Here is a 25,866-nt window from a genome sequence, read left to right as displayed (position 1 = left end):
GTCGTTTGATCAGAACGAGCGCTGGAAGCGGAAGATGCCGCCGATTGCGTCGGCATCGTCGGCATCGAAATTGTCGTAATAATCGACTTCGGCGGTGATCGTGTAACCAGGAACGATGGTGTAGGCGACGTTGGCCGCAACGGCGAAGTCTTTGTCGTCGGTATAGGAGACCTGGGCGTTCAAAGAGGTCTTCTTGTTGACGGCATAGCTGCCGCCGCCCCAGACGGCAAAGTTGCCAGTCCACGGCTTGTAGAAGTTCTTTGCGACGTTGTCGTCGCTGCCGTAGCCCGCCATCACGAACAAGGTCAGGTCAGTAATCGGCTTGACGTCGAGGCGAGCTTTGCCGGCCCATTCTTCCGACGTGCTGTTATAGGCGCCGACGGCGGTGATCGCACCCCAGTCACCCTTGTATTTCACGCCGCCGACGACAAACGGAACGTAGCTGTCAATCGACTGGTCAGCGCCGGAGCCTGTTTCGACCGAGGCGACTGCCGTAAAGCCGTTACCGCCGTCGAAATAGTAACTGATCAGGTTGGTGTCCTTGGTGCCGTACGGGATGATGGTGTCCTGGACGACGTTGCCGGCGTAGCCGATGAACGAATCATAGACAGTTTCATCCTTGCCGACGCGGAAACCTCCAAGCTGGATCCAGGCGAAGTTCAGGGTAACCGCCTTGTTGTCCTGCACGCTGAAATCAACACCGCTCACGGTGTGTTTGGTATTGCCGAAGTTGAAACGGGTCTCGGTGTAGGTCTTCAACGTGCCGAGCTCGGTTTCCTGGCCGGTCCACGTCTTCAAATTGAAGCGGGCATTCTTGTTCCAGGTCTGCTGTTCGTCACCGTCCATAAGGTCGTGTGTCGTCGTGCCGTCGAAAACGCGGCCACCGTCGCCGAAGCTGGCGTCATAGCGGACATAGCCGCCGATGCGCAGGCAGGTTTCGGTGCCGGGGATATAGAAGTAGCCGGCGCCGTAGACGTCGCAGATCTTGACGTATTCGGCGGGTTCCGGCTCGGCGACCACAACAGCGTCGGCGGCGCGCGCGCCGGAGACCGCGACGAATGCCGCGGCTGAGCCGAGAAGAAGGCTCTTGATATTCATTTTCTGACCTCTCCAGTCAAAGTTAAAAATGGCTTTGGATTCATGGGTTGAACGGCTGAACGCCTCACCCACGTCGAAAAAGGCGCGCACCGCACCCCCTCTTCAGGCGGCGAACATACTCATCCGCATTCCAGTCTCAATGACGATTCCAAAAATAATCAATGTTTGCATAACAGAAGAAATCCATGTTGCACAAATATCACTTCATATTTTCTTCACGTTTGCTCCCGGCATAAACGAGACATTGTCACAATTGTACGAAACTATACTTATTCCATTAGCCGGCAAACCGGTCATAGTCCGGATGACATTCCTTTTACCTGTTATTTTTTGGAATAGACTTCTAACGTTGGCGGCGAAAATCAAGCCAACTTCGCCATCGCTGCGTTCTGTGCGGCAAGAACGACTTCCGCCACCAGATCCTGTTTGAGCATTTCAATGGGAATACGTCCGGCAAGGCCGGGCGCGGGGCCGACCAGCCACGACCAGGCACGCCGCGGATCGGGCATCGCGGATAACACTTCGTTGATACCCGGAGCCGGCCTGCCGTCGACGAACTGCGCCAGAGGAAATACATGTTTGCGGCCACCGGTGCGCAACGCAACGACCGTGCCGCTCCGCTGCCAGCGATGCAGGGTCGAGCGCGATATGCCGAGATTTTCCTGCAGGAAGGTCGACCCGGCGACCCGACCGGCCCAGTCCTCGACCCGCATCGCGTCGAGGTCGCCCGTTCCGGCCAGGGGTTGGATGTCTGCCCCTTGGCCTTCGTGCGCCGTCGACAGAGGCGTCCGGGTACGGCGTTCCGTCGCTTCGGCCGCCAATATCCGCACGAACCGCGACGCCATGCCGGGCAATCTTTCCTGCATGGTGTCGAGCGCCCTGATGTCGGTCGGCGCAAGCAGGGCGACGGCGGCGGCAACGGCCCCGGTGACCCTGCCCGCTGCGACGACCGCATCGCTGTTCGTCACCTTGCCTTGCCGCGCCAGCACGCGCTCGATCTCAACAGCGACGGCGTTTGCAAACTCGATCTGACGGATGGGGTCGATGCGATTCCAAGTCCCGGTCATGTCCTAATCTGGCTGTTTGCCCGCCTGTTCCGCTTTGCTCGGAAGCGGGTCTTTCGCACAGCCTATAGGCAGGGTGTATGACGGAGAGACGACAAACGGGAACCACGCACGGTCGCAGTGTCGGCAGGTGCTCCAGCCGATCTAACTGACCGATTTTGCATGAAATATCGGAAATTTCTCAGAACCCGCTCAGGATTTCGGGTCGCGCCGGTGCCAATAAGAAACGGGTCGACCGACGTGGTCCACGCATAGCCTTCCCGGAATGATTCGGCCGGCTGTTCAAGATGCAAGTCGACCGATTGGGCAGCCCGGCGACCTCTCATTGTCATCTGCCCGTGAGAGGACCGACATGACTTCTTTCCTGCACCTGGTGCGACAGCATCAGTTGGCTGCCTTCTTTTCGTTGGCGCTTGCCCTGAGCTGGTTTGCCTTCATCCCGTTCTACCTGTCGAATGGCGATACCATTCCCTGGTTTACCTTCGGCCCGATGGTCTCCGGATTCGTTGTCGCAGCCCTTTCCGGAGGCTGGGCTTCGGTCAAGGCCATTCTCGCTTCCGTGGTGAAGTGGCGGGTATCTCCGCTGTGGTATCTGGTGGCATTCGGCCTGCCATTCGGCACGCAGCTTGCCTCGATCCTGGTCAATCCGCTGTTCGGCTCGGCGACGCCGGTCTGGAGCAACATTCCTGCTGTCACTGAGATACTGCCGATCATCGCGCTGTATGCGGTCTTCAGCGGCCCGCTTGGCGAAGAGCCGGGATGGCGCGGCTTTGCGACACCGCGTCTGCTAGCCAGCCATTCGGCGCTGGCCGGAAGCCTGATCCTCGGCGCGATCTGGGCAATCTGGCATTTTCCGCTCGGCCTGGTCGGCGATCTCAGCGTCTACGGCACGATCAACGTCGTGCTGGCGGCAGTGGTGTTCACCTGGCTCTATCAGAACACCGGCAGTGTGCTTCTCGCCATTCTCATGCATGTCACTCATCAGAACAGCGTACGCTTCCTGGGCAAGGTGTTCATCGACGCCGACTATGTCCAGCAGCAATGGATCGGTGTTGCGATCTGGGCGGTGGCTGCGATCGCCATCGTTGCCCTCTACGGCACCGAGAGCTTCGTCCGCAGGTCGGCAACGCAGCCCGCCCTCGCTGGCACCGTCTAATTTGCGGCGCGCAAATCCAAAGCGCCGCTTTCGGAGGCGACAGACCTTGACCCAGCCCTCCAGCCGTAGGCCAATACAGGCACGGCTTCAGGGAGCGGGCCGTTTCGATGCCGGGTTCGGCCACTGACCAGGTTTTTCAGTTTGGCGGTTTCACGCTCGATCTGGGCAAAGGTACGCTCGGCCGGGCCGAACAGCCGGCCTTCCTGCGGCCGAAAGCCTACGCATTGCTGACGCATCTCGCCCGCCATATCGGCCGTGTGGTGCCGAAGTCGGAACTGATGGATGCGGTCTGGCCGGGTGTTTTCGTCACCGAGGATTCGCTGACGCAGTCGATTCGCGAGATCCGCAAGGTGCTCGGCGAGGAAACGATACGGACCGTATCGAAGCGCGGCTACATGCTGATGCCTGAAATCGAACCGGTGCCCGAACCCGGCGCACAGCCGATCGTGGCGGTGCTCAGGTTCCGCAATGACAGCGCCGATCCGGCCGACGAAGCAATCGTCGACCGTATTGCCGAAGACATTATCAACGGCCTCGCCCGCTTCGACACGCTGACGGGTCATGGCGCGCAATTCGAGCTTCTCGTTTGCCTCATATTCGCCCAGCGAATGGCCTGTCGTACGCTCGCGCATCGGCGCCGACTATCTCGTCGAGGGTTCGGTGCGGCGGCAGCAGACAGCATCGTGTGTGCGGTCAATCTGGTTGACGCAGCCAGCGCTTCCCAGCTCTGGGGCGATCGCTACCAGGCCAATTACGCCGGGCTGTCCGCAATCCAGCAGGAGATCGTCGAAAAGATCGTCGGCCGGCTGGTGGTTCGGGTGAACAATGCCGGCCTGCAACGTGCCTCGCGGCAGCCGGTAGCCAGCCTCGCCGCCCGTGAACTGGTGCTGCGCGGCGTCGCTTTGCTGCGCGATCCGGCGCAAAGCGAACTGAAAGAAGCGGCAGCGTTTTTCGAAGCGGCGATCGTCAGAGACCCGGCCTATGGCCTCGCTTACACCTATCTGGCGCTGTCGCATGTGCTTAACAGCGAATTCGGTCCCATCAGCGACGCCGTTCTGACGAAGGCCCGCGACCTGGCCGACCGGGGCATCGCATTGTCGCCGGACCAGGCAACGGCACACCGCATCCAGTCGCTGGTGCGGCTCAATATGCGTGAGCACGAGGCGGCCGAGCATCATTTGCGCATCGCGCTCGAGCTCAATCCGGGCGACGCGGACTGTATCGAGCAGATGGGGCATCTGTTGACGATGCGCGGCCGGCCGCTCGACGCGCTCGCCTGGCTGGTACGCGCCATCCGCATCAACCCGCTGCACCCTCATTGGTACCAGTACGATCGCGCGCTCGCGCTATACATGCTGGGCGAATACCGCACGGCTGCCGAGGCGCTGGAGCTGGCGACGCGACCGACGCCGTGGATCCGCACCCGGCTTGCCGCCTGTTACGCTCAGTTCGGTGATATGCAGGCGGCAAGGCGCCAGGCTGCGCTGATCAACGCCGACGGCTCCGATTTCTCGCCGCTCGACTATGCAAGAGCGGGCATCCCGTTCGAAAACGCCTCCGACGCCGAACATCTTGCCGACGGCGTGTCGCTGGCACTTGGGTATCGCTCAAAATCCTGAGGCGGCCAACAGGCCGCTCGGTGGATCGCCCAAACAGGCTCAGTGCGGAAATTCGAGCCCCATTTCGCGGTAGCGCTCAGGATCGTCGCCCCAGTTCTCGCGCACCTTGACGAACAGGAAGAGGTGCACCTTTTGCTCGAGTATGCCTGCGATTTCCATGCGCGCGGCCTGGCCGATGGCGCGGATCGTCTCGCCCTTATGGCCGAGCACGATCTTCTTCTGGCTGTCGCGCTCGACATAGATGGTCTGGTCGATGCGCACCGAGCCGTCCTTCTTCTCTTCCCATTTCTCGGTCTCGATGTGGGAGGAATAGGGCAGTTCCTGATGCAGCCTGAGATAGAGCTTTTCGCGGGTGATCTCGGCCGCGAGCTGGCGCATCGGCAGGTCGGAGATCTGGTCTTCCGGGTAGTACCAGGGTCCGGCCGGCAAGGCCTCGGCGAGATAGTCGAGCAGGTCCTTGCAGCCGGATCCGGTCAGCGCCGAAACCATGAAGGTGCGCTTGAACGGCACCCTTTCGTTGGCTGCCGCCGACAATGCCAGCAACGTCTCGTGCTTGACCCGATCGACCTTGTTGAGGATCAACACCATCGGCTGCCGGACATCCTTCAGCCGCTCGAGGATGGCGTCGGCATCGCCCCGGATACCGCGCTCTGCATCGATCAAGAGCAACACGATATCGGCGTCCTTGGCACCGCCCCAGGCTGTGGTCACCATCGCGGTGTCCAACCGGCGCTTCGGCTTGAATATGCCCGGCGTGTCGACGAAGACGATCTGCGCGTTGTTGTGGGTGGCAATGCCGCGCACGATGGCGCGCGTGGTCTGCACCTTGTGCGTCACGATCGATACCTTGGCGCCGACCAATTGGTTGACCAGCGTCGATTTCCCCGCATTGGGCGCGCCGATCAGCGCGACGAAGCCGGAGCGGGTAGCGGGAGCTTCTGTTGCCGGAGCTTCGGTGGCGGTCATGCGGCACTCCCTTGATTGAGCCAGACGCCTTCCCGCTGCAGAAGTGCCGCGGCTGCAGCTTGCTCCGCCTCGCGCTTGGAGCGCCCGCTGCCGGTCGCTGGCGGATAGGCGCCGACCTTGACGCTGACGGTGAACAGCGGATCGTGGTCCGGTCCCTCGCGGCTGTCGATTATGTAAACCGGCACCGCGCCTGCCGCCTGATGCGCCCATTCCTGAAGTTCGGTCTTCGCATCGCGGCGGGCGGCGTCGATGGCTTGTGAGCGCGGTTGCCAGTACCTGTGGATGAAGGCACGGGCCGCTTCCAACCCGCCGTCGAGATAGAGTACGGCGATGAGCGATTCCAGTGCGTCGGCGCGCAGATTGACGCGCTTGCGCCCATCGAGGCCGCGTACGTCCGAACCGGCGCGAATGAGTTCCGGCAGGCCGATCTCCTCGGCGATTTCCGCCAGGGCCTCGGCGTTGACCAGGGCGTTCAATCTGAGCGACAGCTCACCCTCGGCAGCGTCGGGAAATGCCGCCAGCAGCATATCGGCAACGACAAGGCCGAGAACGCGGTCGCCCAGGAATTCGAAGCGTTCGTAGTCGATGCCGGCATGACTGCCGCGAGCGCTGGCATGGGTCAGCGCCCGCTGCAGGCGTTGGTGGTCGCCAAAACTGTGGCCGGTGCGCTCCTTGAGCGCCTCGGCGAGCGCATCAGCGGTCAGCCGTTTTGTCGCCGCCATGGTCCTAATTGACGAAATGGAACAGGCGCGAGGCGCGCATCTGCGACGGCCATTTCCAGATTTCGAGCGGGCTGGCGCTGCCGCCGATCGAGAAGAAGATGAGGTTGGCGCGGCCGACCAAATTCTCTTCCGGCACGAAGCCGACGGTGAAGCGGCTGTCGGACGAGTTGTCGCGATTGTCGCCCATCATGAAATAGTGACCGGGCGGCACCTTGAACTCTTTGGTGTTGTCGCCGATCGAAGCCTGTGTCAGGTCGAGCGTGTCGTAGGTGACGCCGTTCGGCAGCGTCTCGCGATAGACATCGACCGGCCCGTTCTCCTCGGTGATGTCGTGGTTGTCGATCTGCCCGACCTTGACGCGTGGCACAGCGACGTCGTTGATGAAGAGCTGGCCATCCTTGACCTGGATCTTGTCGCCCGGCAGGCCGACGACGCGCTTGATGTAGTCGACGGAAGGGTCCGGCGGAAACTTGAACACCACCACGTCGCCGCGCTTCGGCTCGGAGCCCCAGATGCGGCCCGAAAAGATGTTCGGCCCGAACGGCAGCGAGTAGCGGGAGAAGCCGTAAGACCATTTGGTGACGAAGAGATAGTCGCCTTCGAGCAAAGTCGGCCGCATCGAACCGGACGGGATCGAGAACGGCTGGAACAGGAGCGTGCGGATGACCAGCGCAAGCAGCAGGGCCTGGACGATGACGCTGACGGTTTCGCCAAGTCCGCCGGATTTCTTCTGGGTTTTTTCAGCCACGCTCATGTCGTCCTCGATTGTGCGTTGGATGGTATAGAGTCTCGGCGCGCGCTGGGCAACGTCATGCCGGTCGTCAGATGCAATCAATGTGGCGCTTCTTCGACCGGCAACGCTTCAATGATCACAAAGGCTTGAGCGAGCGGAAAATCATCGGTGATGGTGAGGTGGATCACGGCGCGGTGCCCTTCAGGCAGGATTTCGTCCAGCCGCGCTGCCGCCCCGTTGGTCAGCGCCATGGTCGGCTTGCCGCTGGCCAGGTTGACGACGCCCATGTCGCGCCAGAACACACCCTGCGCCAGACCGGTGCCCAATGCCTTGGCGCAGGCCTCCTTGGCAGCGAAACGCTTGGCATAGGAGGCCGCACGCGCCGCGCGGTTTTCGGAGCGCGCCTGTTCGATCTCGGTGTAGATGCGTTGGATGAAGCGCTGGCCATGACGTTCCAGCGACTTCTCAATGCGTCTGATGTCGATGAGGTCGCTGCCGATACCGATAATCATTCGGCGGGAACTTCCGGCCCGGTTTTTCCGGTCTTTGCGGCTCTTTCGGCCAGGCGCTTGCGGCGCTGCTCGTGGAAAGTGACCATACCCCAGCGGGTAATGCCGTAAAACAGCAGGCCGAAAACCAAGCCAAGCGGTATTGCGCCAATGGTCATCGGCTTAAGCACCGGTCCCCACAACTGCGCAAAGGAAAGATTATGCAGCATGTCGCCGAGATGCGCGGGTGGGCCATGCGCCGGCAGGTGTTCATGCAGGATCAGCTTGCCGACCTCCCAGGAGGCGGCCCATAGCAGCGGAAAGGTCAGGGGATTGCCGAAGACCGTGCCGAGTGCTGCCGCCACCAGATTGCCGGCGATCAGCCAGCACAGCATGGCGGCAATGATGAAGTGGAAGCCAAGCGGGAAAAACGACGCGAATACGCCCGCCGCAACACCGGCGGCCACGGCATGCGGCGTGGCCCTAAGCCGCAGGATGCGCTTGGAAAAATACCGCAGCGAGCGCGAGAACGAGCGGCGCGGCCACAAATAAGTACGCACCCGCTCGAAAAAACCATCAGGCTTGCGCCGTCGAAAAAGCACTCTGTTCCTGTTCCTAGTTCCATCAATGGCTTCGCGCCGGCTTTTCCCAGCCGGGGCGCGACAGCCCTATGCTGCGCTTTGCGGTCACCGAAAGGCAACTACGACTTTGATATAGCGATGTGCTAGCCGAAGAACAACGAGGCCGACGGCATCCGCTCGGTCGCCACTGCGGCAGCCTTGGGTATCGCCATTCTGAACAGGGCATGATCGCGGCGAATTTGAGGAGCGCCACTCAGGAACGATACTCGCTGACCTCGACGAGGTTGCCGTCCGGGTCACGGAAATAGACCGACATCATCGGGCCACGGGCGCCGATACGCTCGACCGGGCCGACCTCTATGGCTACGCCGTTGGCCGCGAGGCTGGCGCATATCTCGGTGAGCGGCCGGGCGGCAACGAGACAGAAATCCCCAGAGCCGGGAGTCGGCGCCTTGGCCTTCGGCTCGAAGGTGCGCCCGACCTCATGCACATTGATCTTTTGCGTTCCAAACAGCAGCGCCGTTGGTCGGTCCGGCTCGTCGAGGCGCTTGAAGCCAAGCACGCGCTGATAGAAGGCGCAGCTATCGTCTACCGAACGAACTGTCAGCACGAAATGATCGATGCCGGTGATCACGGCGGCGGCTCCGTTATAAATTGCGGCTGCCCGGCTTGATCGCCGGTATGGCGGCAAGCTCGGGCGGCAGCCTGTCGGCCGGATAGGCCGGAACCTCGTATTCGGCGAGCGCGATCAGCGGCACGCCGACATCGGTCTTGCCGGCCGAGCGGTCGATAATGCATGCAGCGGCAACGACTTCGGCGCCAAGGCCGCGCAGGCAGTCGATGGTCTCGCGGATCGACAGGCCGGTGGTGACGATGTCCTCGACAATGACAACGCGCGACCCCTTGGCGATTTCGAAACGGCGGAGCCTGAATTCGCCCCCTTCCCGCTCGACCCAGATCGCCGGCGCACCAAGATGGCGCGAGGTCTCATAGGCCGGGATCAGCCCGCCGATCGCTGGGCCGACGACATAGTCGATCCTGCCGGGAACGCCAGCGCGGATCTTTTCGGCCAGCGCCTTGCACAAGCGCTCGGTCTTGTCGGCATGCATGAAAACGCGCGCCTTTTGCAAAAAGACCGGGCTGCGCAGGCCGGACGTCAGGATGAAATGCCCTTCGAGAACGGCGCCGGCCTCGCGGAAAATGCCCAGCACTTCATCGGTGTTCATCGTTCGCTCCATGCCCATGGTGAATGGTGAATGGTAGTGAGTAGTGAGTAGTGAGTAGTGAGTAGTGAGTAGTGAGAGCACCCTCTTTCACTATTCACTATTCACTATTCACTATTCACTATTCACCCATTCACGCGTCGCGCGTCGCTGACGCTCGAATTGTCCTTTAGCTGCGACAGCAGCCGGTTCAAGTGCTTCAGATCCCACACTTCGAGATCAATCAGCATTTCGGTGAAATCGGGCGCGGTGCGCACCATCGACAAGGTGTGGATGTTGGCGTCGTTGGATGCGACGACCTGCGCAATGTCGGCCAGCGAACCCGGTGCGTTGATGGCGGTGACCGAGACACGCGCCGGGAACCGCTCCTTGGTGCGCTCGTCAATATCCCAGCGCACGTCGATCCAGCGCTCAGGCTGGTCGTCAAAGGCCTGCAACGCCGGCGACTGGATCGGATAGATGGTGATGCCGGTTCCCGGCTGCACGATGCCGACGATGCGGTCGCCGGGCACTGCCCCCTCCGGCGCGAAGCGCACCGGCAGATCGCCGCGCACGCCGCGGATCGGCACCGCATCGTCACGCGGCTGGTTCTTGTCCTTGCGTGCGGCGCGGCCCGGAATCTGGAACAGCATGCCGGCGGCGTTGCGGATCTTCGACCAGCCCTCCTCGCGCTGCTTGGGCGCGACCAGCGTGACGCGCTCGTCCTTGTAGTCAGGAAATACCGCCTTCATGACGTCGCTGGAGGCGAGTTCGCCACGGCCGACCGAGGCCAGCACATCCTCGATGTCCTTGCGCGCCAGCCGGTGCAGCACCGGCTTCAGGTTTTCCTTGGTGAAGGTCTTGCCGGACCGTTCGAAGGCGCGCTCCAGAATGCGGATACCGAGACCCGAATATTGCTTGCGGATAGCGTTCTTGGTGGCACGGCGGATGGCCGAGCGCGCCTTGCCGGTAACGACCACCGATTCCCACGCCGCCGGCGGCACCTGCGCCTTCGAGCGGATGATCTCGACCTCGTCGCCGTTCTTCAGCTCCGTCATCAGCGGCATGATGCGGCCATTGACCTTGGCGCCGACGCAAGTGTCGCCGACATCGGTGTGGACGGCATAGGCAAAGTCAATCGGCGTGGCGCCGCGCGGCAGCGCGATCAGCATGCCTTTCGGGGTAAAGCAGAACACCTGGTCCTGAAACAGTTCCAGCTTGGTGTTTTCGAGGAAGTCCTCGGGATTGTCGCCTTCGGCAAGCTGCTCGATGGTGCGCCGCAGCCAGGCATAGGCATTGGTCTCCTTCGAGATCGCATGGACGGCACCATTCATCTTGCCGCCGGTATCTTTATAGATCGAATGAGCGGCGACACCGTATTCAGCGATCTTGTTCATCTGGTAGGTGCGGATCTGCAATTCGACGCGCTGGCGCGACGGGCCGACGATGGTGGTGTGGATCGAGCGGTAGTCGTTCTGCTTCGGTGTCGAGATATAGTCCTTGAAGCGTCCGGGCACCATCGACCAAGTGGTGTGGATGGCGCCGAGCGCGCGATAGCAGTCCTCGACCGTCTCGACAACGACGCGGAAGCCGAAAATGTCGGACAGTTGCTCGAACGACAGCGCCTTGGCTTCCATCTTGCGGAACACCGACCACGGCTTCTTCTGCCGGCTCTTGACCTCGGCCTTGATCGAATATTTGTCGAACAGTGTGGACAGTGCCTTCTCGATCTCGGACAGCACGCCCTTGTTGCGCTCGAAAATTTCGACGAGGCGCGCGGTGACGGCGCGGTAGGCTTCGGGATTGATGAAGCGGAAGGCGATCTCCTCCAACTCCTCGCGCATGCCTTGCATGCCCATGCGGCCGGCCAGCGGCGCGTAGATGTCCATCGTCTCTTCGGCAATGCGCAGGCGCTTGGCTTCCGGCACATGGTCGAGGGTGCGCATATTGTGCAGGCGGTCGGCGAGCTTGACCAGAAGCACGCGCACGTCTTCCGAGATCGCCAGCAACAGCTTGCGCAGGTTCTCCGCCTGCTCGGCCTTCTTCGAGACGAGGTCGAGCTTCTTCAGCTTGGTCAGTCCTTCGACCAGCTTGCCCATTTCCGGACCGAACAATTCGTCGATCTCGGCCCTGGTCGCCGTGGTGTCCTCGATCGTGTCGTGCAGCAAGGCAACGGCAATCGTCGCCTCGTCCATGTGCATTTCGGTGAGGATGGCGGCGACTTCGAGCGGATGCGAGAAATAGGGATCGCCGGAGGCGCGCTTCTGGTGGCCATGCTTCTGCATGGCGTAGACATAGGCCTTGTTGAGCAGCGCCTCGTTGACGTCAGGCTTGTAGCGCTGGACGCGCTCGACAAGCTCATACTGACGCATCATGGCGGGATCTCGCAATGCTGAAATGAATCATGCGCCGCACTGGCGTACGGCGCATGTCATAGATAGCCACGAAACTGCCGACGCGAAAGTGTCGGCAGTTGTTGCTAAGATCAATAATCGTCGCTTTTTTCCGGCGGTACCAGCCCTTCGATGCCGGCCAACAGGTCTTCTTCGGTCATGCGATCGAAGGTGACGTTGTCCTCGGCGTCGTCGGCATCGGTGGCCGCAACAGTGCTGCCGGTCTGGTCGGCAATCGCCTCACCATCGGCTTCCGGCTCGTCGACCTCGACATGCTTCTGCAGCGAATGGATGAGATCTTCCTTGAGGTCGTCCGGCGATAGCGTCTCGTCGGCGATTTCGCGGAGCGCAACGACCGGATTCTTGTCGTTGTCGCGAGGTACGGTAATCTGCGCGCCCTGGCTGATTTGACGGGCGCGGTGGCCGGCCAGGAGCACCAGCTCGAAGCGGTTGTCGACCTTGTCGATGCAATCTTCAACGGTTACGCGGGCCATGAGTTGCCCCTTTCATGCCTGGATTTGATGGAAAACAGGCGCGGTCCATAACCCGAACGCCGCCAAAATACAAGCTTTTATGGCGGTGCCCAGCTCTGACGCGGGCCGCCTGCGACGACGCAGCGCCGATCACAATTGCTTGCGGTGCCGCATGGTGCCTTGGATTGCCGTAAAACTGGCGTTATCTCGAACGATGAAGGCCAACAGGTCTATTATCAGACCGGCCGATAGTCGCCACGCATTTAGACGACCGCTTATTTCGAAAAAGGACATTTTTCCATGTTCGATCCTCGTGAAAAAATCGCTCTCTTTATCGACGGTGCCAATCTCTACGCCACCTCGCGCGCGCTGGGCTTTGACATCGACTACCGCAAACTTCTGTCGAGCTTCCAGAAACGCGGCTATCTGCTGCGCGCTTATTACTACACCGCGCTGGTCGAGGATCAGGAATACTCCTCGATTCGGCCGCTGATCGACTGGCTAGATTATAACGGCTTCAAGGTGGTGACCAAGCCAGCCAAGGAATTCACCGACTCGACCGGCCGCCGCAAGATCAAGGGCAATATGGATATCGAGCTGACCGTCGATGCGCTCGAGCTCGCCGATGTCGTCGACCATTATGTCATCTTCTCAGGTGACGGCGATTTCCGCACGCTGGTCGAGGCGCTGCAGCGGCGTGGGCGCAAGGTCTCGATCGTCTCGACCATGGCATCGCAGCCGCCGATGATCTCCGATGACCTGCGCCGCCAGGCCGACCATTTCATCGACTTGATGGCGCTCAAGAATGAAGTCGGCCGCGATCCGTCGGAGCGGCCGGTACGCCGGTCCGAGCCGGCCGAAGTCGACGAGGAAGACTATTGACGGTCGTTGCCTTGACCGCGCCCCTGGCCGCCTCTCCCGAACCCGATCGCGACTGCCCGCTTTGTCCGCGGCTGCACGACTTCATCGCCGAGTGGCGGCAGCGCGAGCCGTCCTGGTTCAACGCGCCAGTGCCGACCTTTTTGCCGCCGGAAGGCGAGGATGCGGTGCGCTTGCTGATCGTCGGGCTGGCGCCTGGCCTCCGCGGCGCGAACCGGACGGGGCGCCCCTTCACCGGCGATTTTGCCGGTGATCTGCTCTACAATACGCTGATCGCGCACGGCTTTGCGCGCGGCGAATTCAAAGCGCGACCAGATGACGGGCTGGAGCTTGTCGGTACGGCGATTACCAATGCGGTGCGCTGCGTGCCGCCGGAGAACAAGCCGGTTGGTGCCGAGATAGCCACCTGCCGGACGTTCCTGGTACCGACGATCGCCCGATTTCCAAACCTGCGCGCCGTGCTGGCGCTGGGCTCGATCGCGCACCAGTCGACCGTGCGGGCGCTCGGCCAGCGCGTCGCCGCCTATCCGTTCCAGCATGGTGGGCAGCAGCAGGCCAATGGCATCGCGCTGTTTTCCAGCTATCATTGCTCGCGCTACAACACCAATACGGGCGTACTGACGCAAGCCATGTTCGTCAACGTTTTCAGTCAGATAGAAGCTTTTCTGAAGACTGAGAGCCGGACGACGCCGCCGGCGCACAAGCCCTAGATTCGGGTGATCGCGAACAACCAGGCCAAGAGATCCAGCAACCATAGTAACAGTGCAAGCTGCAACGCGACGCGCAGGCGTTGGATGATCCGCCAATTGCTGGCCATGTCGGATTTGATGCGCAGCGCAAGCGCTCGGTGCATCCCATCCATGGTTGCGGGAGGATGCTGATCGACGAAATCCTGGAGCAGCTTCTCGGGATCGAAACGGAACGTATAGTTATAATATGGCCACACCATAATCGCGACCAGCAGTCCGATAAGAAAAAGCAATGTCAGCGCCAGCCAGTCCCAAGGTCCTATGCCATCCAGGAGCGCCCTGCCTCCAAGGAGAGAACTCGCGAACGCAGTTGCAAAAATCAGATTTCCAGCGCGCGTATTGAGACTTTCAACCACGCCCTGCTGGTGTTGGAGGCCACGCACCGCCTCCGCATAGACAAACGCCAGGCGGGGATCCCCACCGTCCGTCGCAGCAGGCGGGGCGTTGCTGTCATTGGCTGATGAAGGGCGCTCCGGCATCAAATGTACTTAGCACGGCGCCGCCTGCGATATGAATAGCCACCTTGGCGAAGGCTTCGTCGTTCCCGTCATCGCCCACTGAGGGTGCTCTCGCTGGACAGGAATAGCGTCAATCCGACGCCGTCGCTTCAGGCGCTGCGGCAAACAACGCGGCCAGCGTCGCCGGCCCGCCTTGGAGAACATTCAGGTCGACGTCGCCGCTGATGCCGTCGACGCGGCCCCGGTTGTGGTACTGCCAGTAAATCCAGTCGTCATGGCCTGGCCGCAGCGCCAGCGAACGCAGCCAGCGCGGGCGGCCGGCTACCTGCCCGGCATAGGCTTGCGCGGCCTCGTCGGTCACATAGAGGATCGCCGTCTTGCCGAACGCTGCTTCGACCGGGCCGAGGAAGGCTGAGAGTTCGGCGCTCAGCTGTTCGGGAGTTGGCCGCTGCGGGCAATTGCCGCCGAACTCGATGTCTACCACCGGCGGCAGCAAAGGCTGATCGCGCGGCACCACCGAGATGAAGTTGCGTGCCTGATCGGCACCCGGCCTGCAGAAGGTGAAGAAGTGATAGGCGCCGACGGCAAGGCCGGCGGCGCGGGCCGCACGCAAATTGGCGGCGAAGGCATCGTCGACATGGTCGCCGCCTTCCGTTGCCTTGATAACGGCGAAGGCGACATCGTCGGCTGCAACACGCCGCCAGTCGATCTGCCGCTGATGATGGGAAACGTCGATGCCCCTGACCGGATATTTGCCGCGATCCGGAGAAAATGTCTGGAAGTAGGTATAGCCGCCGGCCAGGACGAGGCCCACCAGGAGCAGACCGGCCGCGCCCCATGAGACGATCCGGTTTTTCAAACGAGACCTATCCCTATTGGTCCGCCCTGCCCTCCGCCATGGCTCCGGGCGTTCGTCGCTCGAAAAGCCAAATCACTGGCTTTTCGTCCGCTTCGCGGACCTCTGCTCACCCTCGCTCTTTCAGCAGCCGGCCCTTCTCGCGCGACCAGTCGCGCTGCTTTTCGGTCTCACGCTTGTCGTGCAGCTTCTTGCCACGGCCGACGGCGAGCAGCACCTTCGCCCGCCCTTGGTCGTTGAAATAGATCTTCAGCGGCACCAGCGTCATGCCTTCGCGGTCGACGCTCTGCGACAGCTTGGCCATCTCGCGCTTGTTGAGCAGGAGTTTGCGGCGTCGGCGCGGCTCGTGGTTGAAGCGGTTGGCCTGCAGATATTCCGGCAAATAGGAGTTGATCAGCCAAATCTCGCCGCCCTCGACCGAGGCATAGCTGTCCTGGATATTGGCCTGGCCCTGACGCAGCGACTTCACTTCCGTACCGGTCAGCACCAGGCCGGCCTCGATCGTGTCGAGCACCTCATAGGAAAACCGCGCCTTGCGGTTTTCCGCAACGGTCTTGTTGTTGGGATCGGCTTTTCTGACTTGATTCATGATGCGGAGAGGTGGCGCCTCATCCCTAATTTATCAAGCCGGCGTGCTTCATCGCCGCGTCGATCTTCTCGGCGGTCGACAGCTCGACCGTCATTAGCGGCGAGCGCAGCACGTTCTCGACCTTGCCCAGCTTCGACAGCGCATATTTCGCGCCGGAAACGCCGGGTTCCAGGAAAATTGCTTTGTGCAGCGGCAACAGACGGTCCTGCAGGTCGAGCGCCTTGGCGCTGTCGCCGGAAAGCGTTGCCTCCTGGAATTCGGCGCAGAGCCTGGGCGCGACATTTGCCGTCACCGAGATGCAGCCGACGCCGCCATGCGCGTTGAAGCCGAGGGCCGAGGCGTCCTCGCCGGAGAGCTGGATGAAATCCTTGCCGCAGGTGGCGCGCTGCTCCGAAACCCGCTCGACCTTGCCGGTGGCATCCTTGACGCCGACGATGTTCTTGAAGTCGTGCACCAATTGCCCCATCGTCTCCGGGCTCATGTCGACCACCGAGCGGGGCGGAATGTTGTAGATGATGATCGGCAGGCTGGTAGCCTTGGCGACGGCGGCGAAATGCGCGTAGAGGCCGCGCTGCGTCGGCCTGTTGTAATAGGGCGTGACGACAAGGGCCGCGTCGGCGCCCGCCTTCTCGGCATACTGGACCAGGCCAACCGCCTCTTCGGTGTTGTTGGAGCCGGCGCCGGCAACGATAGGAACCCGGCCCTTGGCGACCTCGATGCAGACCTTGACGACTTGGCGGTGCTCGTCATGCGACAGCGTCGGCGACTCGCCGGTGGTGCCGACCGGGACCACGCCCGTCGTGCCCTCGGCGATCTGCCAGGCGATGAAGGCGCGAAAGGCTTTCTCGTCGAAACGGCCGCTCTTTTCGAACGGTGTGACGAGCGCGGTCAGCGAGCCTCTCAGCATGTCGTCCAACTCCTTGGGGACTTTCGGGTTTGTCGTGCGCGCCTTCTAGCCGAAAGCGAAGCGGCGCACCATAGTCTCGACATTGTTGCGCGGCAAGCATTGCGCCAGCAATTGCAATTCGAATGACCTCGAGAAGGTTTTCTTTACGGGCCCTTCATCACAGACGAGTAAGCTTCAATTCATCTGTGTCTGTTGTAGCGTCGAAGAACGGGGATGACCAAATCCATGCCGATCAGGCGGCCTCATCTTTTCGCGCTTATCGGCGCGATCGTCGCCCTGATTCCCGGCGCGGCGATCGGCAGCAGCGTCGATGTGCAGGTTACGTCGGCGATTCCGATGACCGAGCCGCAGAACGATGCGGTGCAGCAGTCCCCGTCCGCGAGCGTCGCGGTGCTGAAGAGCGGTCTCGATGCGCTGGCGGCAAACGACATTGCGCGCGCGCGCCAGGTGCGCGAAGCGCTGCCGGCCAAATCGCTCGACCGGCACATCCTTGCCTGGGCGATCGCGCTCTATGGCGGCGACCAGGTGCCGAGCGGCGACATCGCCGATGCGGCAAAGATGCTGCCGAACTGGCCGGGTACAATCGCCTTGCGCAAGAACAGCGAGCGCGCGCTCTATCGCGAGAACCCCACGCCGCAGATCGTGGTGCGGGCGTTCGACGGCAGCCAGCCGCTGACCTTCGAGGGCGTGGTGATCCTAGCCCGCTCCTATGTAGCACTGGGCGATACCAAGGCGGCGCGCTCGGTGCTGTCGCCATTCTGGCGGACCGAAAAGCTCGAAGCCAGGGACGAGGCGGCGGTCATTCGCGAGTTCGGTGCGCTGATTCCGGCCGCCGACCATCGCTTCCGCATGGAGCGGATGTTTTATGCCGACCGGGTCGCTTCGGCGCTGCGCGTCGCCGGTCTCGCCCGCGCCCAGCAATTGGCCGATGCCTGGGCGGCAGTCACCAAAGGCGACAAGAACGCGGCCAAGCTGCTGAAGGCGGTGCCGGCAGCGCAGCGGGCGGCCGGCTATCTCTTTGCCGAAGCCGAATATCTGCGCAAGCAGCAGAAATTTTCCGACGCCGCCGCGCTGGTGATGAAGGCGCCGGGCGACCGCGACGCTCTGGTCGATCCGGACGCCTGGTGGGTCGAGCGCCGGGTGCTGTCGCGCGAGCTGGTCGACCAGGGCGACATGAAGACCGCCTACAGAATAGTCGCCGCGCATGCCGCCGAAAGTCCCGCCAATGCTGCCGAGGCGGAATTCCATGCAGGCTGGTACGCGCTGCGCGGCCTCAACGACCCGAGCATCGCCGCCAAGCATTTTGCGCGAATCGCGGAGCTCGCCCAAGGGCCGATGTCGCTGTCGCGCGCCTATTATTGGCTCGGCCGCGCCGCCGAAGTCGGCGGCCCCGGCAATGCCAAGGATTATTTCAGCCGCGCCGCAAGCTACGGCACGACCTTTTACGGCCAACTCGCCGGCGAGCGCGTCGGCCGGCAGACCCTCAACATCGTCTACCCACAGCCAAGTGCCGCCGACCGCCAGAATTTCGCCACCCGCGAGGCGGTCAGCGCCATCAAGCGGCTGCAGGAGGCCGGCTATGACCGCTATGCCGAGACGCTCTACCGCGACCTCGCCGGGCAGCTGAACAACCCCGGCGAACTGGCGCTGCTTGCGGTGTTGGCGGAAAGACAAGGCAACCATTTCATGGCGCTGAAGATCGGCAAGATCGCCGGCGCCCGCGGCATCGATGTCGGCGCGCTGTCGCATCCGCTCGGCGTCATTCCCGACACCGCCAACATCTCCGGCTCGGGCAAGGCGCTGGCCTATGCGATTGCCCGCCAGGAAAGCGAGTTCAACATCGGCGCAATCTCCAGCGCCGGCGCGCGCGGACTGCTGCAACTAATGCCAGGCACCGCCAAGCAATTGGCGAAGAAGGCCGGCATGACATTTTCTCAGGCCCGGCTAACCACCGATGCCGGCTACAATGCAACGCTGGGCGCTGCCTTTCTCGGCGAGCAACTCGGCCGTTTCGACGGCTCCTACGTGCTGACCTTCGCCGGCTACAATGCCGGCCCCGCCCGCGCCGCCCAGTGGGTGGCGAAATACGGCGATCCGCGCGGCAAGGACGTCGATGCCGTCGTCGACTGGATCGAGCGGATTCCCTATACGGAAACAAGAAGTTACGTCCAGCGCGTGATGGAGAATTATGAGGTCTACAAGATGCGTATCTCCGGCAAGTACGACATTGTCGGGGATCTGGTGAACGGCCGGGGGTGACGGCCGGGCTTCAAGCCAGGTTTGCCGGTCACAGCGTATTTTGTTCTTGCTTTGTGCCGGCAGCTATGCTACTAATTTAAATATGGTGTTGATTCGCACCGACGACCCGCCCAACGAGGCGGGTTTTTGTTTCAGGCTTTGAAAGTTCCGGACGTCGAGTTGGCGGACAGCGGCCCGCCCTGTCCTGCCGGACATCTCCCCAAGGGTCCCACCAGGGGGAGATCGGCAGCTTCGTGGACAGTGCCTTTCTGCATCCGACGAAACTTGGCGAAAGCGACGATGACAGCCAATCTCCCCCTTGAGGGACCCTGCAACTTCGGCGCCTCCCCTATTTGACCCTACCGGCCCCTCGCCTGTAGCAGTTGAAACAAGCCAGCAGCGAGAGGAACGGAGTCCACATGGCAACCGAGCAGGGTTTCTCCGATTTCTTCTACGCCGCGCCGGACGGGCTGTCCCTGTACGCCCGCATCTACGGCGAAGCGAATTCCGGCCGCTGGCCAGTCGTTTGCCTGCCCGGCCTGACCCGCAATTGCCGTGATTTTCACGAGCTGGCGCTTTATCTGTCGACGCAGGCGAAGCGCAAGGTCGTCGCTTTCGACTATCGCGGGCGCGGGCAGTCCGCCTACGATGCCGATATCGGCCATTACAATATCGGCATCGAAGCTGGCGATATTCTCGCCGGGCTGGCGGCGCTGAGCATCGAGGAGGCTGCCTTCATCGGCACGTCGCGCGGCGGACTGATCATCCATGTGCTCGGGGCGATGCGGCCGGCCGTGCTGAAGGCCGTCGTCCTCAACGACATCGGCCCGGTGATCGAGACGCAAGGGCTCGCCCATATCCGCTCCTATCTCGACCCCGCGCCCAGGCCGAAGGCGTACGCAGAGGTGGTCCGCGGCCTGCGCAGCACCCATGGCGCCGATTTTGCGGCGCTGACCGATGCGGATTGGGAGCGGATGGCGTCAGCCCTCTACCGCGAGACCGAGGAGGGATTTCTGCCCGATTTCGATCCGAAACTGGTCGATACGCTGGCGGGCCTCGATCCCAGCCGGCCGATGCCCGATCTTTGGCCACAGTTCGACGCGCTGGCGGCCATCCCAATGCTCGTCATACGCGGCGCCAACTCGAAGCTGCTGTCCGCCGAAACGCTCGAGCAGATGCGGACGCGCCATACCGATATCGAGACGATCACCGCTGACGGCCAGGGGCATGCACCGTTTTTGGAGTCCGGGATCCTGCCGGGCAGGATCGCTGGTTTTTTCGATCGGGTGGAGCGGCGGAGCGGTTGGAAGTAAAACCACGGTAAGTTTAAGTAACTCTCTGCCTTATCTTGTACCTGTGAAGCATTCTGGCAGCGATTAACAGCTCTGCTGGCGTCCCGGAGAATAATTGTTGGATGTCGGCGCCGCCCCTCATCCGCCTGCTGGCACCTTCTCCCCGTGTAGTGACGGGAGAAGGACAGACGGCCGCAACGCTGACGAACTCCCCTCTCCCCGTTTTTTCACGGGGAGAGGGTGAGGGGCAGCGCCGACTTGATGTATTGGCCTGCAATCCGTTGTCAGATCGACCGACTTACGCCAGATCCACCCAAACCGTCAGGATTTGGCGCTTCTCTTCGCGGGCTTTGGTGCCTTGCTTGCGGCCGGCTCACCTTTTGGTTCCCGCCTTGCCGAAGGTGGAGAGGACAACGGACTTGCCCCGCCGCCGTCCGAACCACTGTACCGCGGCGTCTCAAGCACGGTGACGCAACCGTCGAGATCGTTGGTGGCCAGATGGGCGTAGCGCATGGTCATGGACAGCGTCTGGTGGCCGAGCCACATCTGCACACGCCTGATATCGATGCCGCCCTGGACGAGACGCGAGGCGCATGTATGGCGCAATATGTGCGGCACGACCTGATTGTCGGCGCCAAGCCCGACTTCGGCCTTGGCATCGTTCCAGATGGCACGAAACTGCGCCTGGCTAAGCTTGGTGAACGGGCCTTTAGGCCGGCGGCCCTCGGTGGCCGGCAGCTTGATCACCTCTTTTACCCGCTCGGTCATCGGGATGGTGCGGCTGCGGCCGGACTTGGTGATCCAGAAACTGACGCGGTGCTCCTGGATATCGTTCCAGATCAAGCCCAGCGCTTCGCCGAGGCGGCAACCGGTGTCGACGAGAAAGACGGAAAGCCGATAAGCGTCCTCGCTGCGGCTTTTGATAGCGGCAAACAGCCGGGCCTCCTCTTCCCTTTCGAGGAAACGAATCCGTCCCGCCCGCTCTTTCTGGCGGCGGAACTCGGGCAGGCTATGGATATCCCCCATCTTGTGAGCCTTGCGCAGCAGTTTGCTGAGGGCAGCCATCTTCCGGTTGATGGTTGCGTTGCTGTTGCCGCGCTGGCGCAAGGTGCCGATAAGGTTGTCGAGGGTGCTTTGGTCAAAGGCGCTGAAACGCTCCCCAAGGAGAATCTCGTCTATTTCGCCGATGAACGAGCTGACATTGTACTTATGCCGCCCATCATCCCAAAGTATATCCCGGTATGCTGAAAAAAGTTCTCCGATCCTATGCGACTTTACTTCTCGTATCTTGTTATAGCTGTATTTTATCTTTGCAGTCTGAGAAGAAAACATCGAAAAATGATCAGAGGTTCCTCCCTCTTGAATCGCATCGTTCGTCATTATTCGCCACACCCCCGAGTGGATAGGCCTAGACCTACCTGCTTGGCGGTGCCCTTTCAAGAGTTTTAAGCGTTGCGGCCGATTTCATCCACCAGTGGTGGATCCCAACGACATCGTTCCACAACCCTGTTCAGCTACCGAACCCCCTTTTCCTTCTGTTTGCTACCAGTCGCGAAAATAAAACAGCCCGGGCGTTGAAGCGCCCGGGCTGGATTTCAGTTGCTTAAGTCCAGCCCTTAGAACGAGCGCTGGAAGCGGAGGACACCGCCGATGCTGTTTTCGTCGGTAGCACCGGTCCAATTGTCGAAATTGTTGTCACCGAAGTGCAGGTAGTCGACTTCGGCCGTGATCGTGAAGCCGGGAACGATGTCGTAGGCAATGTTCGCCGCGATGCCGACGTTCTCGCCTTCGTCATACGCCGCCTGAAGGTTGAACGAGGTCTTCTCGTTGATGGTGTAAGTGCCACCACCCCAAACTGCCCAGTTGCCGCTCCACTGCTTGTAGAAGTTGCGTGGGATATTGTCGTCCGAACCGTAGCCGGCCATCAGGAACAGCGTCAGGTTCTGCATCGGCGTCACGTCCAGGCGAGCCTTGCCTGTCCATTCTTCCACTGCGCTGTCATAGGCAATGACACCCGAGATCGAACCCCAGCCCTGCGTGTATTTCACGCCGCCGACGACATATGGAACATAGCTGTCGATCGAATCGTGACCCAGGTGGAGCGCGGTGTTGTCGTCGTTGAGGATAAAGCCTTCACCGGTTTCCAACGACGCCACGGCCGAGAAGCCGTTGCCGGCATCGAAGTAGTACTGGATGACGTTGGTGTCGAAGCCGCCGTAGGGAACCAGCGTATCGTTGATGACGTTGCCGGCGTAACCGGTGAACGTATTGAAGGCCGTTTCGTCCTTACCGACGCGGAGACCACCGAGCTGGATCCAGGCGAAGTTCAGCGAAACGCCTCTGCTGCCAAAGCTGGAGAATTGTGCATCAGGGGTGGCCGGGTTGCCGTCGAGATCGACCCCGTGATAACCGGTTCCCCAGTTGAAGCGGGTCTCGGTGTAGGTCTTCAAGGTGCCCATCTCGGTTTCCTGGCCGGTATAGGTCCTCAGCGTGAAGCGAGCCTGCTTGAAATAGCCGTCGTTGACATCGTCCCTGCCTTCCAAGGCCTCCGAAAGGTCTTGGTAACGGGCACCGGTGAACGCGCCCGCATCGCCGGCGGAGATGTCATAGCGGACATAGCCACCGATGCGCATGCAGATTTCGGTGCCGGGGATGTAGAAGTAGCCAGCGCCGTAGACGTCGCAAATCTTGACGTATTCAGCGGGTTCCGGCTCGGCGACGACGACGGCGTCGGCGGCGCGCGCACCGGAAACTGCGATCAGTGCCGCAGCGGAGCCGAGAAGAAGGCTCTTGATGTTCATTTTCTGACCTCCAGTCAAAAGTTAAAAAACGGGTCTGGGTATTCTTTGCTGAAGGACAGCGTTCCCTGCCCCATCCCCACTACCGAAAAAGATGCGCACCGCGCCGCTCCTTCAAACCCGACATTACCCATGAGGCGGCGGCGTTCAACCACGATCGTACCGGCAAAAGGTTTGTGTTGGCGCTATACCCCGGCGTTGTTGCACAAATGACACGATTTGGCCTCACTCCGAAAGCTCCCGTTAACCAACAGCCCTTCGCAAGCCGTTGCAAACGGCGGATTCCGGCGATGGTCGGCCCGAAATGTGACCATGGCGCGGGTCGCGAACCAGGGAATCGCCGCAGAATCGCCACATCGCTGGGCGGCGCTTTGGCGAAGGGTCGATTTTTCAAGGATAATAGCGCCAGCTTGTTGATTGTGCCGGCGCTTTTCTTTATCCACCGGCGCAACGGAGAGGTGGCCGAGTGGTCGAAGGCGCTCCCCTGCTAAGGGAGTAGAGGTCAAAAGCTTCTCGTGGGTTCGAATCCCATCCTCTCCGCCATCCTGCTTCGCGCTGCGCGCTTCGCAGGACAAGTCCAGCGAATCCCTCTCCGCGCGAAGCAGGATGCCCTCCGAAGCCGTAGCGAAGGAGGGCCGCTAGCCCCGAAAACCCTGCTGCGCGCTTCGCAGCGAATCCCTCTCCGCGTGAAGCAGGATGCCCTCCGAAGCCGTAGCGAAGGAGGGCCGCTAGGCCCGAAACCCTGCTGCGCGCTTCGCAGCGAATCCCTCTCCGCGTGAAGCAGGATGCCCTCCGAAGCCGTAGCGAAGGAGGGCGCAACCCCTTGGAACGGTTGCAAAATCAGGTTGGCATATCCTTCCTCGCGAAGGAGGATGTACTCCGATGCCTTGGCGAGGGAGGGCCGGTTCGTGTGGTATGTGTACCTGCTGGAAAGCAAGAGCGCGGAAGGCGAGCGCTATATCGGTGTGACCTCGGACCTGAAGCGACGGATCGCCGAGCACAACGCCGGAAAATCCAGCCATACGTCCAAATTCCTGCCGTGGCGGATCGTGACCTGTATCGCCTTCTCGAACCAAGCCAAGGCGACTTCATTCGAGCGTTATCTCAAATCCGGTTCCGGGCATGCTTTTGCCAGCAAACGCCTCTGGTGAACATCCGCGGCTGCTCACGTGATCGTGCAAAAATCAACGATTTTCCGAAATAATATCGCAATCTCAGCTACTTACTACAGAAACACACGGCGCCAACTCCGCTCTTTTGTTCGATTCTGACTGGAGGTCAGAAAATGAACATCAAGAGCCTTCTTCTCGGCTCCGCTGCGGCACTGATCGCAGTTTCCGGTGCGCGCGCCGCCGACGCCGTCGTCGTCGCCGAGCCGGAACCCGCTGAATACGTCAAGATTTGCGACGTCTACGGCGCTGGCTACTTCTACATCCCCGGCACCGAAACCTGCCTGCGCATCGGTGGCTATGTCCGCTATGACATCGGCATCGGCGACGTCGGCTCCTTCGACGGTGCGAAGACCACGGACCAGATGGACGGCGGCTCGCAGGATACCTACTACAAGCACGCCCGCTTCACGCTGAAGACCTGGACCGGCCAGGAAACCGAGCTCGGCACCTTGAAGACCTACACCGAGACCCGTTTCAACTGGGGTAACCACAACGATTACCTTGATGACAACTTTAATGGCGGTACGAGTGTTTCGCTGAACTTTGCCTGGGTCCAACTCGGTGGTTTGCGCGTCGGCAAAGACGAATCGGCCTTTGACACGTTCATCGGCTACGCCGGCAACGTCATCCAGGATACGCTGGTCCCCTATGGCGGCTTCGACACCAATGTCGTCCAGTACTACTTCGACGCCGGCAACGGCTTCTCGGCCGTTGCTTCGTTAGAAACGGGCTCAGGCAGTGCCGATGCGGATCCTGGCATTTTCCAAGACAGCAACAGCGGCAATGATTCGATCGACAGCTATGTTCCATATGTGGTCGGCGGTATTAAATACACGCAGGGTTGGGGCTCGATCACCGGTGTTGCTGCCTATGACAGCACTTGGGAAGAGTGGGCCGGCAAGGTTCGCGTCGACGTTACGCCGATACAGAACCTGACACTGTTCGTCATGGCCGGTTACGGTTCGGACGACAACATCGACCGCAACTTCTATAAGCAGTGGGGCGGCAACTGGGCAGTTTGGGGTGGTGGCACCTACACCATCAACGAGAAGACCTCGTTCAACCTCCAGGCATCGGTTGACGACGACAAGAACTACGGCGTCGCTGCGAACATCGCCTACGATATCGTTCCCGGCTTCACGATCACTGCCGAAGTCGATTGGGCCCGCGACGGTCAGTTTGATAAAGCCTACGATCGCAACTGGACCAACGCCGACGACAAGGACAGCGTCGGCGGGATGCTGCGCTTCCAGCGCTCATTCTAACAATCCGAACCTGATTGAGATCGAACCCGGCGGGCCAACCGCCGGGTTTTTCGTATCGGGCGACGCAGGTAACAACTCTCGGTGCATGAATGCAGGCTGCCACTGAATACCTATCGCAGGGCTGAGCTGGTCAATTGCAATGCTCGCCGCGCCCGCTTGTCCGAACAT

25 protein-coding genes and 1 tRNA gene are annotated in these 25,866 nt (G+C 61.3%); 9 read left to right on the top strand and 17 right to left on the bottom strand.

Translation table 11 applies throughout. The features are described from left to right. Positions 1-9 precede the first annotated feature (9 nt). Together NKH37_RS09140 and NKH37_RS09135 are read right to left on the bottom strand one after the other, a co-directional pair. Positions 10-1,098, bottom strand: a complete 1,089-nt coding sequence (locus tag NKH37_RS09140; protein WP_353005204.1) for a porin — start codon at positions 1,096-1,098, stop codon at positions 10-12. 362 nt (positions 1,099-1,460) lie between these two features. Further along, on the bottom strand, positions 1,461-2,165 hold the full coding sequence (locus tag NKH37_RS09135) for an antitoxin Xre/MbcA/ParS-like domain-containing protein (RefSeq protein WP_353005202.1): 705 nt from the start codon (positions 2,163-2,165) through the stop codon (positions 1,461-1,463). A 349-nt stretch (positions 2,166-2,514) separates the two neighbouring features. On the opposite strand from NKH37_RS09135, the gene NKH37_RS09130 reads away from it, so the two are divergent. Next, a complete protein-coding gene (locus NKH37_RS09130; RefSeq protein ID WP_352481856.1) occupies positions 2,515-3,318 on the top strand; it encodes a CPBP family intramembrane glutamic endopeptidase in 804 nt (267 codons plus the stop codon). A gap of 107 nt (positions 3,319-3,425) precedes the next feature. After that, positions 3,426-4,937 carry a winged helix-turn-helix domain-containing tetratricopeptide repeat protein gene (locus tag NKH37_RS09125; RefSeq protein ID WP_353040936.1) on the top strand — a complete coding sequence of 504 codons (1,512 nt, stop codon included), beginning with the start codon at positions 3,426-3,428 and terminating at the stop codon, positions 4,935-4,937. A gap of 39 nt (positions 4,938-4,976) precedes the next feature. Here NKH37_RS09125 and era read toward each other — a convergent pair whose 3' ends face one another. The 9 genes from era to rpoZ form a co-directional block, all read right to left on the bottom strand. Next, on the bottom strand, positions 4,977-5,903 hold the full coding sequence (gene era / locus NKH37_RS09120) for a GTPase Era (RefSeq protein ID WP_353005198.1): 927 nt from the start codon (positions 5,901-5,903) through the stop codon (positions 4,977-4,979). Further along, on the bottom strand, positions 5,900-6,625 hold the full coding sequence (gene rnc / locus NKH37_RS09115; RefSeq protein ID WP_031194250.1) for a ribonuclease III: 726 nt from the start codon (positions 6,623-6,625) through the stop codon (positions 5,900-5,902). Before rnc ends, era begins: the two co-directional genes overlap by 4 nt. A 4-nt stretch (positions 6,626-6,629) precedes the next feature. Next, positions 6,630-7,379, bottom strand: a complete 750-nt coding sequence (lepB, locus tag NKH37_RS09110; RefSeq protein WP_023719884.1) for a signal peptidase I — start codon at positions 7,377-7,379, stop codon at positions 6,630-6,632. 77 nt (positions 7,380-7,456) lie between these two features. Continuing rightward, positions 7,457-7,870 carry a holo-ACP synthase gene (gene acpS, locus NKH37_RS09105; protein WP_023719885.1) on the bottom strand — a complete coding sequence of 138 codons (414 nt, stop codon included), beginning with the start codon at positions 7,868-7,870 and terminating at the stop codon, positions 7,457-7,459. Next, positions 7,867-8,448, bottom strand: coding sequence for a DUF2062 domain-containing protein (locus NKH37_RS09100; RefSeq protein WP_352494847.1), 582 nt, complete (start codon positions 8,446-8,448; stop codon positions 7,867-7,869). The genes acpS and NKH37_RS09100 overlap by 4 nt, the downstream gene beginning before the upstream one ends. Before the next feature lie 232 nt (positions 8,449-8,680). Beyond that, positions 8,681-9,061: a VOC family protein gene (locus NKH37_RS09095; protein WP_352481860.1), complete on the bottom strand. Its 381-nt coding sequence runs from the start codon at positions 9,059-9,061 to the stop codon at positions 8,681-8,683. Positions 9,062-9,074: 13 nt separating this feature from the next. Next, positions 9,075-9,653, bottom strand: a complete 579-nt coding sequence (gene pyrE, locus NKH37_RS09090) for an orotate phosphoribosyltransferase (protein WP_023719888.1) — start codon at positions 9,651-9,653, stop codon at positions 9,075-9,077. A gap of 122 nt (positions 9,654-9,775) precedes the next feature. Beyond that, a complete protein-coding gene (locus NKH37_RS09085; protein WP_352814808.1) occupies positions 9,776-12,004 on the bottom strand; it encodes a RelA/SpoT family protein in 2,229 nt (742 codons plus the stop codon). A 110-nt stretch (positions 12,005-12,114) separates the two neighbouring features. Then, positions 12,115-12,516: a DNA-directed RNA polymerase subunit omega gene (gene rpoZ, locus NKH37_RS09080; protein WP_352481861.1), complete on the bottom strand. Its 402-nt coding sequence runs from the start codon at positions 12,514-12,516 to the stop codon at positions 12,115-12,117. Between the two features lie 279 nt (positions 12,517-12,795). On the opposite strand from rpoZ, the gene NKH37_RS09075 reads away from it, so the two are divergent. Next, positions 12,796-13,377: a LabA-like NYN domain-containing protein gene (locus NKH37_RS09075; RefSeq protein ID WP_023719891.1), complete on the top strand. Its 582-nt coding sequence runs from the start codon at positions 12,796-12,798 to the stop codon at positions 13,375-13,377. Then, positions 13,374-14,084: a uracil-DNA glycosylase gene (locus tag NKH37_RS09070; RefSeq protein ID WP_353005196.1), complete on the top strand. Its 711-nt coding sequence runs from the start codon at positions 13,374-13,376 to the stop codon at positions 14,082-14,084. Before NKH37_RS09075 ends, NKH37_RS09070 begins: the two co-directional genes overlap by 4 nt. Here NKH37_RS09070 and NKH37_RS09065 read toward each other — a convergent pair. The 4 genes from NKH37_RS09065 to dapA form a co-directional block, all read right to left on the bottom strand. Then, positions 14,081-14,602 carry a hypothetical protein gene (locus NKH37_RS09065; protein WP_352494844.1) on the bottom strand — a complete coding sequence of 174 codons (522 nt, stop codon included), beginning with the start codon at positions 14,600-14,602 and terminating at the stop codon, positions 14,081-14,083. The genes NKH37_RS09070 and NKH37_RS09065 overlap by 4 nt on opposite strands. Before the next feature lie 109 nt (positions 14,603-14,711). Beyond that, positions 14,712-15,440, bottom strand: a complete 729-nt coding sequence (locus NKH37_RS09060; RefSeq protein ID WP_353005194.1) for a GH25 family lysozyme — start codon at positions 15,438-15,440, stop codon at positions 14,712-14,714. Between the two features lie 106 nt (positions 15,441-15,546). Beyond that, complete coding sequence (smpB, locus tag NKH37_RS09055; protein ID WP_023719895.1) at positions 15,547-16,026, bottom strand: SsrA-binding protein SmpB; 480 nt, start codon at positions 16,024-16,026, stop codon at positions 15,547-15,549. A 25-nt stretch (positions 16,027-16,051) separates the two neighbouring features. Beyond that, a complete protein-coding gene (dapA, locus tag NKH37_RS09050; RefSeq protein WP_353005193.1) occupies positions 16,052-16,933 on the bottom strand; it encodes a 4-hydroxy-tetrahydrodipicolinate synthase in 882 nt (293 codons plus the stop codon). A 225-nt stretch (positions 16,934-17,158) separates the two neighbouring features. Between dapA and NKH37_RS09045 the strand changes: the two genes are divergently transcribed. Both NKH37_RS09045 and NKH37_RS09040 read left to right on the top strand, forming a co-directional pair. Beyond that, the gene (locus NKH37_RS09045; RefSeq protein WP_352856850.1) at positions 17,159-19,192 is read left to right on the top strand and encodes a lytic transglycosylase domain-containing protein; all 2,034 of its coding nucleotides are present in this window, start codon (positions 17,159-17,161) and stop codon (positions 19,190-19,192) included. A gap of 398 nt (positions 19,193-19,590) precedes the next feature. Next, the gene (locus NKH37_RS09040; RefSeq protein WP_353005191.1) at positions 19,591-20,484 is read left to right on the top strand and encodes an alpha/beta fold hydrolase; all 894 of its coding nucleotides are present in this window, start codon (positions 19,591-19,593) and stop codon (positions 20,482-20,484) included. A 300-nt stretch (positions 20,485-20,784) separates the two neighbouring features. On the opposite strand, the gene NKH37_RS09035 is transcribed toward NKH37_RS09040, so the two are convergent. Further along, positions 20,785-21,843 (bottom strand): tyrosine-type recombinase/integrase, encoded by a 1,059-nt coding sequence (locus NKH37_RS09035; RefSeq protein WP_502905991.1) that lies wholly within the window; start codon positions 21,841-21,843, stop codon positions 20,785-20,787. A gap of 236 nt (positions 21,844-22,079) precedes the next feature. Further along, positions 22,080-23,264 (bottom strand): porin, encoded by a 1,185-nt coding sequence (locus tag NKH37_RS09030; RefSeq protein ID WP_023719899.1) that lies wholly within the window; start codon positions 23,262-23,264, stop codon positions 22,080-22,082. 449 nt (positions 23,265-23,713) lie between these two features. Here NKH37_RS09030 and NKH37_RS09025 point away from each other — a divergent pair. The 3 genes from NKH37_RS09025 to NKH37_RS09015 all read left to right on the top strand — a co-directional run bounded on the left by NKH37_RS09025 (position 23,714) and on the right by NKH37_RS09015 (position 25,698). Beyond that, a tRNA-Ser gene (locus NKH37_RS09025) sits at positions 23,714-23,804 on the top strand. Positions 23,805-24,169: 365 nt separating this feature from the next. Further along, positions 24,170-24,412 (top strand): GIY-YIG nuclease family protein, encoded by a 243-nt coding sequence (locus NKH37_RS09020; protein WP_353005262.1) that lies wholly within the window; start codon positions 24,170-24,172, stop codon positions 24,410-24,412. A 134-nt stretch (positions 24,413-24,546) separates the two neighbouring features. Continuing rightward, complete coding sequence (locus NKH37_RS09015) at positions 24,547-25,698, top strand: porin (protein ID WP_352481864.1); 1,152 nt, start codon at positions 24,547-24,549, stop codon at positions 25,696-25,698. Positions 25,699-25,866: the final 168 nt, after the last annotated feature.

The organism is Mesorhizobium sp. M1217, assembly GCF_040318275.1.
Lineage (GTDB): Bacteria > Pseudomonadota > Alphaproteobacteria > Rhizobiales > Rhizobiaceae > Mesorhizobium.
Note: the sequence above shows the minus strand (reverse complement) of the source record. Positions and strands in the feature narration are given on the sequence as shown.

Coding starts and splice junctions, on each gene's coding strand:
- NKH37_RS09135 (WP_353005202.1), bottom strand. CDS start 2,165: ATGACCGGGACTTGGAATCGCATCGACCCCATCCGTCAGATCGAGTTT.
- NKH37_RS09045 (WP_352856850.1), top strand. CDS start 17,159: ATGCCGATCAGGCGGCCTCATCTTTTCGCGCTTATCGGCGCGATCGTC.
- rpoZ (WP_352481861.1), bottom strand. CDS start 12,516: ATGGCCCGCGTAACCGTTGAAGATTGCATCGACAAGGTCGACAACCGC.
- NKH37_RS09065 (WP_352494844.1), bottom strand. CDS start 14,602: ATGCCGGAGCGCCCTTCATCAGCCAATGACAGCAACGCCCCGCCTGCT.
- rnc (WP_031194250.1), bottom strand. CDS start 6,625: ATGGCGGCGACAAAACGGCTGACCGCTGATGCGCTCGCCGAGGCGCTC.
- smpB (WP_023719895.1), bottom strand. CDS start 16,026: ATGAATCAAGTCAGAAAAGCCGATCCCAACAACAAGACCGTTGCGGAA.
- NKH37_RS09030 (WP_023719899.1), bottom strand. CDS start 23,264: ATGAACATCAAGAGCCTTCTTCTCGGCTCCGCTGCGGCACTGATCGCA.
- dapA (WP_353005193.1), bottom strand. CDS start 16,933: ATGCTGAGAGGCTCGCTGACCGCGCTCGTCACACCGTTCGAAAAGAGC.
- NKH37_RS09140 (WP_353005204.1), bottom strand. CDS start 1,098: ATGAATATCAAGAGCCTTCTTCTCGGCTCAGCCGCGGCATTCGTCGCG.
- lepB (WP_023719884.1), bottom strand. CDS start 7,379: ATGAGCGTGGCTGAAAAAACCCAGAAGAAATCCGGCGGACTTGGCGAA.
- NKH37_RS09085 (WP_352814808.1), bottom strand. CDS start 12,004: ATGATGCGTCAGTATGAGCTTGTCGAGCGCGTCCAGCGCTACAAGCCT.
- NKH37_RS09035 (WP_502905991.1), bottom strand. CDS start 21,843: ATGACGAACGATGCGATTCAAGAGGGAGGAACCTCTGATCATTTTTCG.
- acpS (WP_023719885.1), bottom strand. CDS start 7,870: ATGATTATCGGTATCGGCAGCGACCTCATCGACATCAGACGCATTGAG.
- NKH37_RS09040 (WP_353005191.1), top strand. CDS start 19,591: ATGGCAACCGAGCAGGGTTTCTCCGATTTCTTCTACGCCGCGCCGGAC.
- era (WP_353005198.1), bottom strand. CDS start 5,903: ATGACCGCCACCGAAGCTCCGGCAACAGAAGCTCCCGCTACCCGCTCC.
- NKH37_RS09130 (WP_352481856.1), top strand. CDS start 2,515: ATGACTTCTTTCCTGCACCTGGTGCGACAGCATCAGTTGGCTGCCTTC.
- NKH37_RS09075 (WP_023719891.1), top strand. CDS start 12,796: ATGTTCGATCCTCGTGAAAAAATCGCTCTCTTTATCGACGGTGCCAAT.
- pyrE (WP_023719888.1), bottom strand. CDS start 9,653: ATGAACACCGATGAAGTGCTGGGCATTTTCCGCGAGGCCGGCGCCGTT.
- NKH37_RS09015 (WP_352481864.1), top strand. CDS start 24,547: ATGAACATCAAGAGCCTTCTTCTCGGCTCCGCTGCGGCACTGATCGCA.
- NKH37_RS09125 (WP_353040936.1), top strand. CDS start 3,426: ATGCCGGGTTCGGCCACTGACCAGGTTTTTCAGTTTGGCGGTTTCACG.